General features: G+C 40.2%; 12 protein-coding genes. 6 read left to right on the top strand and 6 right to left on the bottom strand.

Annotated features, from left to right (window positions below; translation table 11 throughout):
• Positions 1-118: 118 nt before the first annotated feature.
• From CPBP_RS04740 to CPBP_RS04725, 4 genes are read left to right on the top strand one after another with little or no spacing between them, the layout of a single operon-like run.
• On the top strand, positions 119-1,258 hold the full coding sequence (locus CPBP_RS04740; protein ID WP_350331719.1) for a Re/Si-specific NAD(P)(+) transhydrogenase subunit alpha: 1,140 nt from the start codon (positions 119-121) through the stop codon (positions 1,256-1,258).
• Between the two features lie 4 nt (positions 1,259-1,262).
• A complete protein-coding gene (locus CPBP_RS04735; protein WP_434057610.1) occupies positions 1,263-1,685 on the top strand; it encodes an NAD(P) transhydrogenase subunit alpha part 2 in 423 nt (140 codons plus the stop codon).
• Positions 1,686-3,089 carry an NAD(P)(+) transhydrogenase (Re/Si-specific) subunit beta gene (locus tag CPBP_RS04730; protein ID WP_350331717.1) on the top strand — a complete coding sequence of 468 codons (1,404 nt, stop codon included), beginning with the start codon at positions 1,686-1,688 and terminating at the stop codon, positions 3,087-3,089.
• 15 nt (positions 3,090-3,104) lie between these two features.
• Positions 3,105-3,704: a superoxide dismutase gene (locus tag CPBP_RS04725; RefSeq protein WP_350331716.1), complete on the top strand. Its 600-nt coding sequence runs from the start codon at positions 3,105-3,107 to the stop codon at positions 3,702-3,704.
• Positions 3,705-4,473: 769 nt separating this feature from the next.
• Here the strand turns inward: CPBP_RS04725 and CPBP_RS04720 are convergent.
• The 3 genes from CPBP_RS04720 to dapA form a co-directional block, all read right to left on the bottom strand.
• Entirely contained in the window at positions 4,474-6,912 is a 2,439-nt protein-coding gene (locus CPBP_RS04720) for a hypothetical protein (protein ID WP_350331715.1), read from the bottom strand.
• 242 nt (positions 6,913-7,154) lie between these two features.
• Positions 7,155-7,616, bottom strand: coding sequence for an SsrA-binding protein SmpB (smpB, locus tag CPBP_RS04715; protein WP_350331714.1), 462 nt, complete (start codon positions 7,614-7,616; stop codon positions 7,155-7,157).
• On the bottom strand, positions 7,613-8,497 hold the full coding sequence (dapA, locus tag CPBP_RS04710; RefSeq protein WP_350331713.1) for a 4-hydroxy-tetrahydrodipicolinate synthase: 885 nt from the start codon (positions 8,495-8,497) through the stop codon (positions 7,613-7,615). Before dapA ends, smpB begins: the two co-directional genes overlap by 4 nt.
• A gap of 72 nt (positions 8,498-8,569) precedes the next feature.
• Here dapA and CPBP_RS04705 point away from each other — a divergent pair, with 72 nt between their 5' ends.
• Positions 8,570-10,471 carry a lytic transglycosylase domain-containing protein gene (locus tag CPBP_RS04705; protein ID WP_350331712.1) on the top strand — a complete coding sequence of 634 codons (1,902 nt, stop codon included), beginning with the start codon at positions 8,570-8,572 and terminating at the stop codon, positions 10,469-10,471.
• Positions 10,472-10,649: 178 nt separating this feature from the next.
• Positions 10,650-11,210 (top strand): YqgE/AlgH family protein, encoded by a 561-nt coding sequence (locus CPBP_RS04700; RefSeq protein ID WP_350331711.1) that lies wholly within the window; start codon positions 10,650-10,652, stop codon positions 11,208-11,210.
• 70 nt (positions 11,211-11,280) lie between these two features.
• On the opposite strand, the gene tssA is transcribed toward CPBP_RS04700, so the two are convergent.
• Genes tssA through CPBP_RS04685 form a run of 3 tightly spaced genes read right to left on the bottom strand, consistent with a single transcriptional unit; the run spans position 11,281 to position 17,330 of the window.
• Positions 11,281-12,300 (bottom strand): type VI secretion system protein TssA, encoded by a 1,020-nt coding sequence (gene tssA, locus CPBP_RS04695; protein ID WP_350331710.1) that lies wholly within the window; start codon positions 12,298-12,300, stop codon positions 11,281-11,283.
• On the bottom strand, positions 12,293-16,564 hold the full coding sequence (locus CPBP_RS04690) for a type VI secretion protein IcmF/TssM N-terminal domain-containing protein (RefSeq protein ID WP_350331709.1): 4,272 nt from the start codon (positions 16,562-16,564) through the stop codon (positions 12,293-12,295). The genes tssA and CPBP_RS04690 overlap by 8 nt, the downstream gene beginning before the upstream one ends.
• 7 nt (positions 16,565-16,571) lie before the next feature.
• Positions 16,572-17,330, bottom strand: coding sequence for a DotU family type IV/VI secretion system protein (locus tag CPBP_RS04685; protein WP_350331708.1), 759 nt, complete (start codon positions 17,328-17,330; stop codon positions 16,572-16,574).
• Positions 17,331-17,364 lie beyond the last annotated feature (34 nt).

Genomic DNA, 17,364 nt, shown 5'->3' with positions numbered 1-17,364 from the left:
TCTGTTTTATGTATCAAAAATTATTGTATCAAATTCTAGGCTGTCAAGAAAGGGTGTTGGACAAATAGCGACGCTATGATAAAGTAGTTTATAATTATTAAGTAGGTGTTAAAGCGCGATGAAGATTGCAATAGCCAAGGAACGTAGGCCTTTTGAGAATCGAGTTGCGGCGACTCCAGAAACAGTAAAGAAATTTATTGCCCTGGGTGCTGCCGTTGTAGTTGAAAAAGGAGCCGGTGAAAATATCAATGTTTCAGATAAAGACTATCAAGATGTTGGTGCCAAGATTGGAAAAGACGTCGCAAGTACGTTTGAAAATGCTGATTTAATTCTAAAGATTCAACGCCCATTCTTGCCGACAGAGGGTAAGCACAATGAATTACAGTATATGAAGAAAGGCGCCATTGTCTGTGCCCATATGAATATATTGAATGTACCAGAACAAATTAAGGCCTATCGCGAACATGGCGTTACTGCGGCTGCATTGGAAATGATCCCAAGAATCACGCGAGCACAAAGCATGGATATTCTATCGTCTCAAAGCAACCTGGCCGGATATCGCGCTGTGATTGAGGCGGCTTACGAATACGATCGTGGATTTCCAATGATGATGACCGCCGCTGGAACTGTTGCCCCTGCCCGAGTATTGATATTGGGCGCTGGTGTTGCAGGATTACAAGCCATTGCAACAGCACGACGCATGGGTGCGATTGTGTTTGCATTTGATGTGCGCGCCGCTGCAAAAGAACAAGTTGAAAGCTTGGGTGCTAAGTTCATCGAAGTGGATTCTGGCGAAAAAGGCGATACAGCATCGGGGTATGCCCGCGAAATGAGCGCTGATTACCAACAGAGACAATCTGCGCGTATCGCCGAGGCTTTGGAAAAAAGTGATATCGTGATTACGACCGCTTTAATTCCTGGGAAGCCCGCCCCTAAGCTAATTACATCGGATATGTTGCGTCGCATGAAACCCGGCTCTGTCATTGTTGACATGGCTGTTGAAAACGGTGGCAACTGTGAGCGAAGTGTTCCAGGTGAAATCGCAACGATTGATGGTGTTAAAATTGTTGGTCATTTAAATTTACCCAGCCGCATCGCAAAAGATGCATCTGCTTTATTTGCAAAAAACATTCTTAATTTTGCAGGGTTAATTATTAAAGACAAAGCAATACACCTGAATTTTGAGGATGAAATTATTCAAAACAGCATTCTGACCTTTGACGGTAAAGTCGTGCATTCATTATTTAAAGATCAATAGGATTATCATGAACGATATATTAAAAGAACGCTTAAAAGATTTAGCGGAGACCTTACAAGACGCCGGTTCAAAAGCGGCTGAAATTGCAAATGCAATTGGTCAAACCAATGTTGAAAGCGCAACAGTTGTTGGCGTAAGCCCGTTTATTATGGGATTAACCGCGTTTGCATTAGCCATTTTCGTTGGATACTATGTCGTGTGGAAGGTAACACCCGCATTGCATTCACCGTTAATGTCTGTAACGAATGCTATTTCCAGCGTCATTATTATTGGTGCGTTAATTGCTGCTGGTCAAGACCTAAGCGGAACAGCTAAAATTGCTGGGTTCGTTGCCATAGTCCTGGCATCCATTAATATTTTCGGAGGGTTCGTTGTGACCCGCCGCATGTTAGAAATGTTTGATGGTAAAAAGAAGGGGAATAATTAAATGTGTGCAAATTCAGAAGCCTTTCTATATTTAGTCGCATCTATTTGCTTCATTATGTCATTGCAAGGATTATCGTCTGCAAAGACTGCGAAACGAGGCAATTTATACGGCATGATCGGTATGGCGATTGCCATCGGTACCGCTTTGTTAGGATCTGGTATTAATTCATACGGATACATTGTCGGTGGCATTGTAATCGGTGGAGCCATCGGTACATTTATTGCTCGCGCCATTCAAATGACGGCGCTGCCTCAATTGGTAGCTGCGTTTCATAGCCTTGTAGGATTAGCTGCAGTGTTTGTAGCCTATGCCGCGTATCAAGCCCCCGAAGCCTACAAAATTGGAACGATTGGTAGTATTTATCGATCCAGCCTGATTGAAATGGTATTAGGCACGATTATCGGTGCGATAACATTTACAGGATCGATTGTTGCGTTCGGAAAACTGCAGGGCTTAATCAAGGGAAAACCATTGTCTTTTGCAGGTCAGCATTTGATGAATGCCGCCCTTGGCGGGGCGATTTTCTTGATGGCTGCGATCTTTGTTTTCACAGAATCACATATGATTTTCTGGATTATTGTTGCGCTGTCCTTTGTATTGGGTCTGATGTTAATTCTGCCAATTGGTGGCGCTGATATGCCCGTAATCGTGTCGATGTTGAACTCTTATTCCGGCTGGGCTGCGGCAGGAATTGGATTTACCTTACACAACAATTTATTGATCATTACTGGTGCGTTGGTTGGTTCATCGGGAGCCATCTTAAGTTACATTATGTGCAAGGGAATGAATCGATCATTCTTTAACGTAATCTTGGGTGGGTTTGGAAATGACGGCTCTGCGGGATCATCTGGACAAAAAGCCATTGAAGACCGCCCCGTAAAGTCTGGAAGCCCTGAAGATGCAGCCTTTATTATGGCTCAAGCTCAAAATGTAATTATTGTTCCAGGATATGGTATGGCCGTTGCACAAGCTCAACACGCATTAAAAGAAATGGGTGATCAGCTAAAGAAAATGGGCGCCACTGTAAAGTATGCGATCCACCCCGTCGCTGGTCGTATGCCAGGCCATATGAACGTATTGTTGGCAGAAGCAAATGTTCCCTATGAAGATGTGTTTGAATTAGAAGACATCAACAATGACTTTGCAAATTGTGACGTAGCATTTGTGATTGGTGCAAACGACGTTACAAACCCGGCTGCAAAAACAGATCCAACAAGTGCAATTTACGGCATGCCGATTTTAGAAGTTGAAAAAGCACGAACTGTTTTGTTTGTGAAACGATCCATGGCATCCGGATATGCCGGGGTTGATAACGAACTGTTTTTCAGACCGAATACGATGATGCTGTTTGGCGATGCCAAAAAGGTATCTGAAGATTTATCAAAAGCATTACATAACGCATAAATTAGGAGATTAAAAATGTTAAACCTTGCCCCATTACCGTACGAAAAAAATGCCTTAGCACCATTTATAAGTGAAGACACGTTAAATTTTCACTATGACAAACACCATATGGGATATTTAAACAACCTAAATAAATTGATCGCAGGCACTGATTTTGCAACGGCAACGTTAGAAAAAATTATCACTGAATCTCATGGTAAAACTGACAAAGTTGGAATGTTTAACAATGCTGCACAAGTTTGGAACCATACATTTTATTGGAACAGTATGAAACCAAATGGGGGTGGGAAACCAACGGGCGCATTGCTAAAAAAGATCAACGAGACGTGGGGAGATTTAGACACATTTGCCACCGCGTTTAAAGAGGCCGGGATGGCTCAATTTGGAAGTGGTTGGGTTTGGTTGATATTAAAGGACGGCGCACTAAGCATTATGAAAACAGGCAATGCTGACTTGCCATTAGTTCACGGTGCCGTAGCCCTATTGACGTGTGATGTGTGGGAGCATGCCTATTATTTAGACTATCAAAATCGTCGCGTTGATTACATCGGTGAGTTTTTAGCGAATCTTGTGAATTGGGATTTTGCTGCCGAAAATTACGAATCGAATATATAACGTTCGATGTTGAAAAAGCCCGCTTTTGCGGGTTTTTTCTTTTTTAAACCGGCGTTCGGAGACTGCGTTTAGATCGGATAATGAGGGGGGAAGTTGAACCCAGCTTTGACCCATTTCGGGCGCAGGGCAGCGTGACGCTGCACCCATTAGGTTGGTTTTGAACCCACCTTCGGCGCAGGATCATTTGGGGTGAAAAATGATTTTGAGATATTTTTGTGAAGAGTAGTGGTTTAGTTCCTTTGTTTGATCGATGCGCCGCAGAATGTTAATTCAAGGCGCTGCGATCCGTTGTTAAAGTGTTTAAGTTATTTAGTTTGTTGTTTAAAACCGAGTGAATCCCCAGTAACCCGCACGTGCAAAAAGAACCCCATTTCTTACACGAATGGGGAAAGGCGGACTTTATTGATAGGCACAAAGTCGGTGTTTTACGAGCCCGTCGGCTCTAGGGGTTGTTTACAGAGCTGTGACTACTGATCGGGTAGTTAAGCGCCTGTACTGGGGATTCGGTTCGGCACGTCTATGTCTTTCAAAAAAAGTTAGATCCTTTGGCTGAGGATTTCAAAGACGTAGAATGAAAAAAGACTACCCATTTTTTGGGTAGCCTCTTCGCAATTCTATCTATTAGTATACACAGTGTTTTCAAAATGTCAACTTTAATCATTTGAAGTAGGCAAGTAATGTGTTTATACGTGTTACAAACGAGTCTAACTTGTTATAGCCCCCCCCCATCCAAACTATGGATTGAGGGGAATTAATAAGCGCAGGCTATCTATTCATCTTCGTCTTCCAAGCCCATCACTCTATTAAAAAGAGCCTTAGCACGTTCTTTCAAAAAGATACATTCCAAAGTTCTTAATATAGCTGCTTCCCTTTGAATGCCTTGTATAAGTGCTCCGATCTTCCCTTCCTCTCGGTCAGTAAAAGGAGCATTCGGATCAAATGCACGCTTTGGATCCAAATCAAAATTTGGGTTATAAGCCTTTTCCCACTTATTTTGAGTTTCTTCGTCTGTAATAATTTTTATAATAACAACTACATAGTCACTCACATCCGTCCATCTCCTAGCTTTTAGAGCTTTTGCCAGATTTTTAGAGTCATAAGGTCTAAAAGTAAAATTTGCCACGCATGATAGGTTGATTCTCAATAAAGTTTCATGAGCTTCATCTAATTCAGATCTTCTATAACTTCTATAGATATCAATTAAATGCTTATCGACACAACCATTCATTCGATTGTTCAACCAGTTTCTTAAACCTCTTGATATGGTTTCATCTAAAGCTAGAGCCCTTAATGAGTTTTTTAAATCATTTTTTAATATGTCTTTTATAAAGTCTTCAATTTCAGGTGTAGCATAAATATACTCGGGCATAGCTTCACCATCTTCGGAATCATCTCCTTCAGATTCATCCCCTTCAGCATCAAAATCAACAACAATTTCAGCAAAAGCTGACCAGTCTCTTTCGCGAATTCTGCTTATCACATCTCCGGTAAGGAGCGTTTCAGGTAAAGGTGTATCCAAGTTATACATCCTATGTTTTATCTCTTGAGGGATATAAAACATAATTTCTGCTTGATCGTCATTGGTAAGATTCAAACCTCCGAATGTAGCGCTAACAGATATAGTTGAAATAAGCAGGACTACTGAATAGTAGTTAGGATCCCCCATTAGGCTTCGCCCAACAGAAATTCGATATTGACGTTGTGCTTCTGCTGCTGATTCTGCCTCTTCTTGACGGCGTCGCTGTGCTGCTTCTAATCTCTCTACTAGGGGAAGTTCAGCTGGAATTGGGCTTGTCAAATCAGACGTTTGAGGTTGACGTTGTGTTTCTGCTGCTACTTCTGTCGCTTGACGGGGTAACGATGCTCCCAATTCAGCATCTAAGTCATCAAGGCGATCCATCATTGCTAAACCTTCATCAAAGAGACGTTGTGCTTCGGTTTGGGCGGCTGTTTGACGGCGTGGTAGTGATTCAAACACCATTACTGGGGGAGGTGCAGCCCCCATGGGGATGCTGCTGTGCCTAGACCAAAAAGAAACTTGATGGTGACGCAGTGGTTCTACATCGTTTTCTGATTCGGTATCTGATTCTGCCTCATCTTCTTCACGGCTGCGCCGAATCATCTCTGCCTGTAGCAAATAAACCTTTTGATTGGATTTGAGAGTTGCATAATTTTCAGAATCTATATCATACCATTCAGCTTTAGCTCCCTCTACTCTTGCTTTGAATTCACACCATTCTAGAGTGTAAACAGTGTAGGTTGCCTCTTCAATATCCCACGCTTTTAGTTGCTTAATGCACTTTGCTCTTTTCAAATAAAGCCCTTGATTGAATTTAAGAGTTGCATAATTTTCAGAATCTATATCATACCATTCAGCTTTAGCTCCCTCTACTTTTGCTTTAAATTCACACCACTCTGGAGTATCGACTGTGTAAGTTGCCTCTTCAATATCCCACGCTTTTTTTTGCCTAATGCGATCTACTTTTTGCAAATAAATCCTTTGATAGGATTTAAGAGTTGCATAATTTTCAGAGTCTATATCATACCATTCAGCTTTAGCTCCCTCTACTTTTGCTTTGAATTCAAACCATTCTGGAGTATCGACGGTGTAGGTTGCCTCTTCAATATCCCATGCTTTTTGTTGCTTAGTGCACTCAGCCGCAGTTTTGTAAGTATCGTAATTGGCTTTGAGAATCGTATAATTTTCAGAGTCTATATCATACCACTCAGCTTTAGCCCCATCTACTTTTGCTTTAAATTCAAACCATTCTGGAGTATCGACGGTGTAGGCTGCCTCTTCAATATCCCACTGATCTTGCAAAATCCGTTGTTCTGCTTTTTTAGCTAAGACTAACCAGTCAAGCTTTTCTTGAGTATAATATTGTTTTTGTTCAGGAAACCATTGAGCCTGCCAGTCTGATAACTCTGCTTGATGCCTGTAATATTCAGGGCTATAAATCTCTAGTTGTGCATTTTTCTTACGCCATGCGTCTTGGATTACGTCTCTTTCGCTCTGGAGATTTATTTGATTTAGCGTATCCACAGGGTCATGGAACTCTACATATTTTAAAGACTGATAATGCTCTGGAACAAGAGTGTTTAACGCAAAATATTCTCTGGTTTCAGCAGTGAAAGCTTCTCCGCTGACTATGGATGAGGTAAACAAAAAAGTGCTGCATAACAGCAATGATAGATGACGGGTTTTCATGGTGCCCTTTAATTAAGTTATAAATTAGTTATATAGGGACTTTTTGTTTGTTTTCAAGGTTTTTTTACATTTTGGCAAAAAGATTTGAATGCAAGGTTGGCTGATGTTTGACGCTGAGGTAACATGCTAGTGGTGGAGCGTCTGAATTCGCCACTTAACCTCATAAAAATAATTCATTTGAGGTTCCTTGTTTAGAACCGCTTGTAAAATTGATAAATGTTATAGCGCGTGTATGCCTTTCGTTACTCGTCGCCTTTTAGAACGCGCTGTTTTTGTCGCGTCCAATCACGTTCTTTGATAGTGGCACGTTTATCGATTTGTTTTTTACCTTGCGCCAAACCCAGTTCAACTTTGATTTTTCCCTTATGATTAAAGTACATGGATACAGGCACGATGGTCATTCCTTTTTTTTGAATGCTCATCAGTAGCTTTGTGACTTCACGTTTTTTTAACAGCAACTTACGCGGGCGAGTAGGCTCGTGGTTAAAATTATTAGCATAGGGGTAAATCGCGATATTTGTTTGATACAAATACAATGCGCCGCCAGATTCGCTGACGAACCCTTCACCCAGGTTAACTTGGTTCAGACGCGCCGATTTGACCTCTGACCCCACAAGCATGATTCCAGCTTCGATGCTTGACTGGATAAAATAGTCAAATCGTGCTTTGCGGTTCTGACAAATGATGTGTTTAGGCTCGCTCATACTTTTCCTAAATTCATTGATGACAATAGCTGATTAATCTCTGGCTTATGTTTATCGGTAAAGCGTCCCAAAGGTGGGCGAACTTCATCCGAACATATTCCACGCACAGATAGCGCATACTTAATAGTAGCCGGTGCGGGCTCTAAATACAACGCCTCATCTAAATCTATCAGTTCTTGACGTAGCCGTGCAAAGGTTTTTAGATCTTGATCAAACCACGCATTCACATTTTGAACACATCGAACTGGATCAACGTTGGATGTAACTGAAATCGTTCCATGACCGCCTTCTGCTAAAAAGGCTGGCGTTGATGATGAGTTTCCAGATAAAATAGCAAAGTCGGTACGATTAATACTGTTTAAAAACTTTGTAGGCCGCGTAATGTCAGCATCTGCTTCTTTGATACCAATGATCGTTTTACGAGACGATAATTTTACAATTGTTTCAACAGACATACTGATAGCACAGCGTCCTGGATTGTTGTATAACAGCAATGGACATTTCAAAGAATCATCAATAAGAGTATAAAAATCATGAATCTGATCTTGCGTTGGTTTTACATAATATGGAGCAACGACCATAACAGCATCAACACCACACTCCATCGCTTGACGTCCAAGGTCAATCACGTTGTAAGGGTTGATATCGCTGGCACCCGCAACAACAGGAACGCGCCCATTGTTCACACGAACAACCGTTTTCAAGATTTCTTTTTGTTCATCCTTGGACAATGTCGCAAATTCACCGGTGCTGGCACAGGGAACAAGACCATTAATACCACTGGCAATCTGCCATTCCACAAAACGTTCCAACGCTTCAAAATCAACGTTCCCATTTTTGAATGGCGTAATCAACGCCGTCAGTGTACCACTCAACATCATCAGCAATCCTTGTTTAACTTTTCCACCACTATAGCCCCCTTTGCCCAGGGCTTCAAGGTTGTTTTTTGTGTGGTGTTTGTGTTTTCAGCAGCATCTGCAAAAAGTGCTGTTGTTTTCCCTGAACCAAAATTCAGCGCCGAATGTCTGAAGCTGTACAAAGATCACAAGGACACTAAAGATCTTAAGACTTTGGGAAAATTATCCAAATGCCCCCTTGTTGAAACGATTCAAACCTGGCGCATGCTTCGCAAACATGACCTGACCTTTGAAGACGGTGTGCGATTTATGAAAAAAGAACCCCATTGGCCATTACGACCCGAAACAATTCCCATGTTGGAAAAGAAAATTAATGCTCAAACATCTAAGAAGATTATTCGAGAATGGTTTGTTGGGCATGCGCCAACTACAGCTCAAGGAATGGATGCATTCTTGGGAACGTTGGGAGTGCATGAAAGAAAGCATCATCAATTTGTAAATATATTCCGCAATTTTTGGCTATCCGACACTATGACTCCCAAAGAACAAGCGAACTTGCTGTCCAAATACGGACAACTATTAACTGCGAAAGATCATCAACAACGTATCGAGATGCTGCTGTGGAAATGTAAAACCGAAACAGCATCTGCTCTTTTATCCAAGATTGAGGTTGCAAAACGTTCGATGTATCAAGAATGGATCAACCTAATCAATCGCAAAAGCAAACTGACGACATCGACGCATCCAGGCGTTGCTGCTGTGTTAGCACAAAATGCGCTGCGTGGGGATAATGCTCAACTTGCTGCGAAATTATTATTGGAAAGCGACACGAAGCGAATCTTTGTTTTAAAGGATGTCTTTTTCACAACAGTCATTCGCACCATTAGAAAATTAGTTGAAATAAAAGAGTATACAACCGCCCAAAAGCTTGCACAAAAAGGGCTATCGCTAGTCACCGTTCATCAACCTCAATCCGTTGAGTTGCATTGGTTAGCTGGTTGGATTTTGACATCGTATCTGAATCAACCCGTAAAAGGTCTGCATCATTTTATTGAGGCAACATCGTTAGCAAAACTATCTGCCGATAAAGCTCAATATGCGTATTGGGCAGGCAAAGCCGCAGCGGCCGCAGGTCAATCAAAATCATCAACGCACTGGTTTGAACATGCCCTGCAGTTTCCCCAAACATTTTATGGTCAATTGGCAGCTAAAAAGTTAGATCGAGACATACATTTAAAAGCACCCGCAATTCACACTGATGAGATTCGACATTTTGCGACACGCGATATTATTCAGGCCATACAGTTTTTGCATGAAGCAAAAGAACACACCGTCAAAAATGTATTGCTGGATGCGTTGCAAGACGGACTAAAAACCGGAATAGATTATGCCCTGGGATTTTATTTCACTCAGCAATATTCAACCCCCTATTACACCATTCATTATTATGAGAAAGTAAATAAGGTGTATAACCTGGTGACACCCGATGTATTCTTGCGCATTGATTTTCAACCTGCCGGGTTTGCAGACATTCACTTTATTCACGCCATGGCATTTAATGAAAGCCGATTCCACCCCATGATCAAAAGCGATATGGGTGCCTTAGGTCTGATGCAGATCACCCCCCTAACAGGTCGCCATTTATCATCAAAAGGGCATTATTATGAAGAAACATTGTTGTACAAAGACCCCGCCTATAATTTAAAAATGGGATCATTATACCTAAAAGAATTATTCGAACGCTTTTATGAGTCTCACCTATTATTAGCCGCCGCATACAACGCAGGTCCAACATACATGTCACAATGGTTAAAGCAAGTAGGCCGCCCCCAACATGATTGGGATTATGAATGGATTGAAGGTTTAGCCTACAAAGAAACGCGAGACTATGTTAAAAAGTTATTAGGCATGCGTGGATTGTACGAAAAACTTTCACATAATATGCGGTTATATACCCCTCAAGAATTAATGGACGCCTATATCAATGGCTGTTTATAGTCTATTATAGAAACATAATATCGAGATGGTATTTAAAATAAGGGATTTCCTTTATCATAATTAATTCTCATATTTTTATATCACCAAGAAATATCATATTTATTCTAAAAAATCTGCCGTGTTAATAGTTTGGTCATGTTTTTGACATATTCTGTGTTTTGAAACAGAGAATTAACACATGTCATTACACTCATCATTAATCGGCACGCTTTTAATTGCGGCCCCACATCTAACAGGTGAATTCGTTAAATCAATCATTTTGATTTGCGGTCATGATTCCAAGGGGGCTGTAGGATTAATTATCAATAAAAAAGTTCCCGCACTGTATTTAGATGACCTACTTGAACAATTAAATATTCCCGTCACCCCATCATTTCCGAAAAAAGTTCCGCTATTTGCAGGTGGCGAGATGGATATGGGGCGTGGGTTTGTTTTACATTCAAACGATTATTCCCACGAACAAACAACTCACATAAATGAGTCGATTTCATTAACAGCCACATTAGATGTCTTAAACCGTATCGGCGCAGGCACAGGACCGAAACAAAGCCTGCTTGCCCTGGGTTACACAAACTGGGAACCCGGTCAGCTGGAACAAGAATTAAAAGACAATAAGTGGCTATGGACAGCATGTTCTGATGATCTGATCTTTAACGATCAAGATGAAAAATGGCAACGTCTAATTAATCAGCTGAGTTCTCACGGTGGTCATCTTTCGTTGAGCGGGGGGCAGTGTTAGTTCCCGTTGCGCGGCGCAGGTTTGCCCCTGCGTGCCCCACTGGGGCATTGTGGGGCGAAGGGCGCTGCGTCTAGCCCAATAGCTTTGTGATTTCCGCAATACTGATATCGTTTCGCGCCAAATCATTAAACAATTCTGTCGTGCTCATATTTCCCCACTCTATCGCTTTTCTAACCAATTTAGGTGCGGGAGATTTTGGTTCTATTTCTTCCAATCGTTCTGCTATTTTCGCCAACAGTCCGTATAGCTGGTCTGCGGGCAAACGTATCGCTTCATCTAATGTTGTGGTATCGGTTTCTGAAGGTTGATCAACATCTTCAATGGACTCTGCGTTTTCAGCTGTCGGCAACGCTCTTTTTTTCTCTAACGCTTCATTTGCATACGCTTTAATGTGATCAAAATACCTATCAAAGCTTTTCAATGTGATCGCGTCTTCTTTAAACGCCTCATCTAAAAACCCCTCTAATCTTTCAATCGCATCAACCGCTGATTGTATATCCGCGACAAGCTGTTCGTAAAACTCAACAGGCGTAATGATCATAGATTTTGTAATTAACTCTAACGTTGGGCGATTTTCCCTAACCGCCCGATCCAAAATCTCTGTTTTACGAAGACCCGACTTTTGCATGACTAACTCTAATTGCCGTGCATCAATCAAAGTCGCCAACGTATATACTGGCATTCCTGGCATTTTGGGTGCCGTAATTCGAATCTTTAACACAACATCAGACAGCTTATCATTTATCCATACGAACGAACTTAATCTAGCTTCTTGATCATCGCTGTTATTGGGGTGTAGGGTATCCCAAAAGGTTTCACACATATCAATGATTAAGCTTAACCCCTCTGTCAGACCTTGCAACCCATACAGATTTGCCCAAGCTTCAGTTAAAATAGCAACAACATGCAAATCCTTGCTGACATTTTTCAGGGTATCAACGCAGGCAGTTTCTAATTTTTTATAGTCTGGAGTTTGAGAATCTGTCGCATTCCGAAGCGATTGAATTTCCCGATAAACCGCATCGTACCGTATCATATCCCCAGCAGGCGCATCTTCACGGATTGGCAATAACAAGTCTGCCCTATTCATTATCATCATCCACTGCTGGTTTTTTAGCCGGCGCTGCCTGTTCCAAAGCGCTTATAACCTTTCGTGTTTTTTTAGACAGTTGCGGCGCTTTCTCTGGTAGTTTTGGAAATTCAGGCAACACGATAGGTTCTTTATCATCGGTGTTTTGTAATATAACCTTGATAAACGTACGCATATTACTTGCACCCCTATCCGTTTGAACTGGAATATCAAACGCCAAGATATTTTTTTCTCGTGCATCCGCCTTATCCACCAACATTCTAAAAAGAGCCCATTCTCCATCATAAGAAAACACACCTTCTGCATCGCTTACTTTATTAAAGTTTGTGTCGTCCTGTGAATACGTAAATATTGAAATAGGTGCACCATCCGCAAGCTTAAACCCGATGTTAACAGGTTCACCATAGTTCCAAACAATCTTTTTTCCATTGTCATTAATATCAAAGGGGACCCCCGTTCCAAAATCAAACTCTTGGTCCTGAATATATGTTTGTGCTGTCGCCGACTCTCTGTGTTTAGACGCATGAAAATATACCTGAAGAGACACCGCCGGCACATCGGTTTTTCCATCTGCAAATGGTTTAAATAAACGACGTAACGTATCTAGACTTTTATAGAACTGAATATATTTGTCTGGATTGCTTTCTCGCGCTTTAAATGCCGCCACATAATCATCAAGTGCAAATGATTTTTCCGCCATAAGATTAAACAGTTCTTTAAGACTTGCTAAATCAACCTCTTCTTGTACATTCGGATCATTTGTAAATGGATGCTTGTTAGCAATGTTCTCATTAAAATAATTGGATACTTTTTGATATTGTTCTAAAAGTTTATACCCTCCAATAGCATCAACACGATCTGACAAGTCTTTGAATGTAAGGCTGCGCTGTTCCAAAAAATAGTCTGATTCGTCCGAAACTGCTTGAACTTTTTTAAACGTTGCTGCCGCAGTTTCAAGTTTAAAATCTTTCAAATCTTGCATATAAAACTGCACTAACTTTTCAATTGAATTGCCAGCCTGTTTCTTTTCATACGCCAACGATTGTTCTAAAATTGACGTCCATCGTTTAACAGCCTGTCGCTCTGACGTTTGCAAGGGAAGAAAATCCGCAATAAGTAAATTTACCGATGGTTTTGCATAGTCTTTTGCTAATTTACTTAGCCGCCTGAAATGTGTATCTAAAAGACCTTCTAAGGCTTTAGAATCCGAAACTTTGAATCCTGATAGTATTGGATCACCATCCCCACTCCACCATTTAAACTTACCTTGCCGAACCTTTAAAAGATTTTCTGTATCAATAATTGCATCTAGCGCTACTAATACTTTCAAGAATTGCTCTGTCACAAAACGATTTAGCTCTGTTACAGTTTCAGGAATCTCATCAACCGAAGATAATTCCGTTAAAATTTTCTTTAACGAAGTCCATGTTGCCATAAAACTGCGCACTTGATTTTTAAAGCGTTCTTCTGGATTGGTGCCAATTGTTTCAATGTTACTGCTAACTGTATATTGAGACATTCCCAACAAATTCAATAAGTTTTTGTGCAGCTGTCCTTTGGATACTTTTTCTAATAACGGTCTAAGTTTTTGAGGATACTCTTCAATTCCTTTTTCTATAAAGTCATAATACGCTGACAGCATTCTGTCTGCATTGGCCAAATGTCGAGCATCCCATAAAATCAGTTTTCCTTTTATTTCTTGAGTCGCAAGGCCTTTGTTTTCTACCTTGGTCATAAAGGATTCACCCATAAAACTATCCAGGTAATTTTTAATATCAATGAGCTCTTGATTTGCATGGAACGATCCACCATTCATATTGAATACGCTGGCATCCAACATAGAAGAATACGACCCAGAGATTTCATCTTTTAGTTTAGAATATGCTCTTTGAATGCGGGACATTTGATCACCAACAAATTCTTTTACAATTAAATGAGATCGACCAATTGCAATTAAAAAGTTCTGATAATCTTCACCCGGATTAAATTTATCCTCTGCAATCCATGCAAGATCGCCCGTTTTATAAGAAAGATCAACGACGTCTTGAATTGTTTTAAAAATATTTTCAAACTCATCCGCAGAAACATCATTATAAGAATCAACGTCCGCAAGCTCGTCTAAGACTGAGTTTAATCCAAATACTTTTTTAAGGCTGTCGTTTTGAGTGATTCCATATACAAGGAACCCATCAAACAATTTTTCCAGATTTTTTTGTATGCGTTTTTTATAGGTTTTTAAGTCTAACTTTTCATATGCGTCCGTACGAATAGCCCAGTTGTAAAGATTAAAGTTGCTTTTAAAGCCATCCGTAACGTCATAGTTAAACAAGTCTTTTATCAAAGCAAATAGATCCTCTTCTTTACGAGAAATGAAAAAGTTATTGTAGGCATCCGCTATTTTTTCTAACAAGACCAAATTGTCTGTGAATTCTTTCAACTGTTGAAAATATCTAGTTTTAATGGGGTTTGCTTTTTCCGAAAGTTTTTGATCAACCGCATCAAATACTGTTTTTTCTTTTTCACTGAGTTGCGCAATTTCTTTTGGGGTTGCTAATAACTTATTCAGTTTTTCTTGTACCTGCTGATGCACGCTTTGCACCAAAATTAAATCGAATGCAGCACCAACGGCTGAGTAAGAATCTTTTTTGAAACTTGAAAACCATGATGGCGGCATGAAGAATGCCCAAAACTTAGTTTCTTCGGTAGCCGTTTTTAAGAAATGATCAAAGTGTTTGTTATAGGCTTCTAATTCATCTTTTGAAAGATTGGCTTTATTCCCGCGCAGGCTTTTGATTTCCTTCATCACGATTTTAATATCTTGTATGGCAGGCAGCAAATTTTCCTTGTTGTTTTTGAATTGTTGATATGAAACCATCGACAACAAAGAAGATACGGCAAGCCCGCTTAATAAGCCAACTTTTCCAGCGGTAAGATTGCGCCATACAGATTGGACAATTTCGTAGGATGGAAACCCAATATTGCGTTCTGCAAATATTTTCTCCATAAACAAGTCGCGAGCAAAACATGTTTTAAATGACTGTCTTTGAACAAACAAATCTAGATTAGCTGTATAATGTTTAGAGTCTTCTACACACCCTGTAAAATAAATACCCCGCAAGAAATGTGAATCTTTATACACATTTTCAGAAAACAGCTGGTTGCTGAAAATTGTAATGTTATCCCAAACTTTTGATAATTCTTCGGCAAAGACAAACAAGGCATCTTCATCTAAGTTTTTTTCTTGCTTGTGCATCATTGCAAATGCTTGCAACTTTAAGTCATTGACTGCAGCCATTGTTTCTTGTGAGGCTTCATCCATCCACAGCGGGCTATACGGTTGTCGAACACCATGAGGAGCTGACCATCCAAACATGTTTTTTAGATTGGAGTGTTGAAAGTTTTTTGTAAATGCATCAAATCCCGGAATGATGTCTGTTTTTGTAATCACCACATATACCGGCAATCGCATCGATAAATTATTTTGAATCGTAATTAAATTTTGATACAGAACATGTGCTTTGTTTCGCATATCAAGGGCAGATAACTTTTCGGAACCATATAAATCTTTTGCGGACAACGTCACGATGATTCCATCTAAGGGTCTGCGAGCGCGGTGATAACTTAACTGTTGTAATAAGTCTGACCATACTTTTGATGTGGTTGCTTTTTTATTATTATCATAGATAACATCGCCCCGCACATCCAACACCACACCATAATCAAAATAGTTCCATGTTATCGGTAAGCCTAAATCTTCAATCTTGGGCCCCAAACCAAACGGACGCTTAATATCCAAGCTATCTAAGAGAGTCCCTTTTCCACAACCTGTATCCCCAATCGTTAAGTACCAAGGCAATTCGTACATGTAATCATTGCCACCGAATGCTTGTTTTAAGAGTTTTGAGGCTTCGTGAAATGCCTCTTCCATCGGTTCTTTTTCTGGGTTTAGCTTCTCTCGCAACCATTTCCACCAATCAGAAACTTTACTGCGAGACGCAACCGAATCATCTTTAGGAAGTGCTTTTTTCTTTTTCTTAAGAAAGTAAGCTTTAACCTTCATAAAAATTTGTATCAGTTTTCGGAATATCCATCTGAGAATTTTAAAGGTGATATATAAAAGAATGAGCCCCACAACAGCAATGAGAATATAGTACACATTAGCAATATATTTATAATCTGCGACTGCAGGAAATGTTGCCTTAACCCACCCCACGAAGGGGTCTGGGTTTTTAATGTAATTCCAGATATTTTTTATCCAATTCATATTGTTTTTATTTTCCTAATTGAATCAGTTCATATAGAGCGGTTTTAAGCTCAAACGTTAAATCAAACCACATAACATACGTCATTAATAAAAATGCAGTTACCCCCAATAAATAGTAATAATACCATCGGTAAGGATCCGGCAGTTTTTGAGGTTCTGCGTCTTTGATCGTATGTGCATACGCCTCTGGAAACAAGCTGGCTTCATGGGTAAAAACTTTGGGAGATTGACGATAAATGAATTCATACAATTTCCCCATAAATAAATCTATGATTGAAAGATCCTGAGTGTGACGATATTTCCCTTGAAACCCAAGCGCCAACGCATGCAGATAAACTGCTGCGATATCCGTTCGCAACATATCGTTTTGTTCTAAGAAATCGCCCAAGTCTTGAAATAATTTTTCACCACCTTTGCGAGTATTAAAGAGTCTGGATTCTAGAATATTTTTATCCCAATATGCCTGTCCCTGCCAATTCAGATTCAGAAAGATTTCATCGGTTAAAACCACAGCGATATACTGCACAGCTTTATACCCTGACTGGATATAAGACCCCCCCTTTAACGCCTCTTCTTCTGAGTCTCTTAAAAAGGATTCAAGCTTAGCAATAATTTGTTCAGTAATGATACGGGTTTTAGAGTCTTCTAACTTAGGAAGCTGGGGCCCCGCTTGTGATAAGGCTTTTTGTTTTTCACGCAAAACTTCGGTATAGAAGGAACTAAAAAAGCGATATATAAATGAATCTTGATATTGATGGTGTAGCATTTTTATTGTTCTTTTCTAATATTCTACTTAGTAC

The organism is Candidatus Bodocaedibacter vickermanii (assembly GCF_014896945.1).
Classification (GTDB): Bacteria; Pseudomonadota; Alphaproteobacteria; order UBA6184; family UBA6184; genus Bodonicaedibacter; species Bodonicaedibacter vickermanii.
Note: the sequence above shows the minus strand (reverse complement) of the source record. Positions and strands in the feature narration are given on the sequence as shown.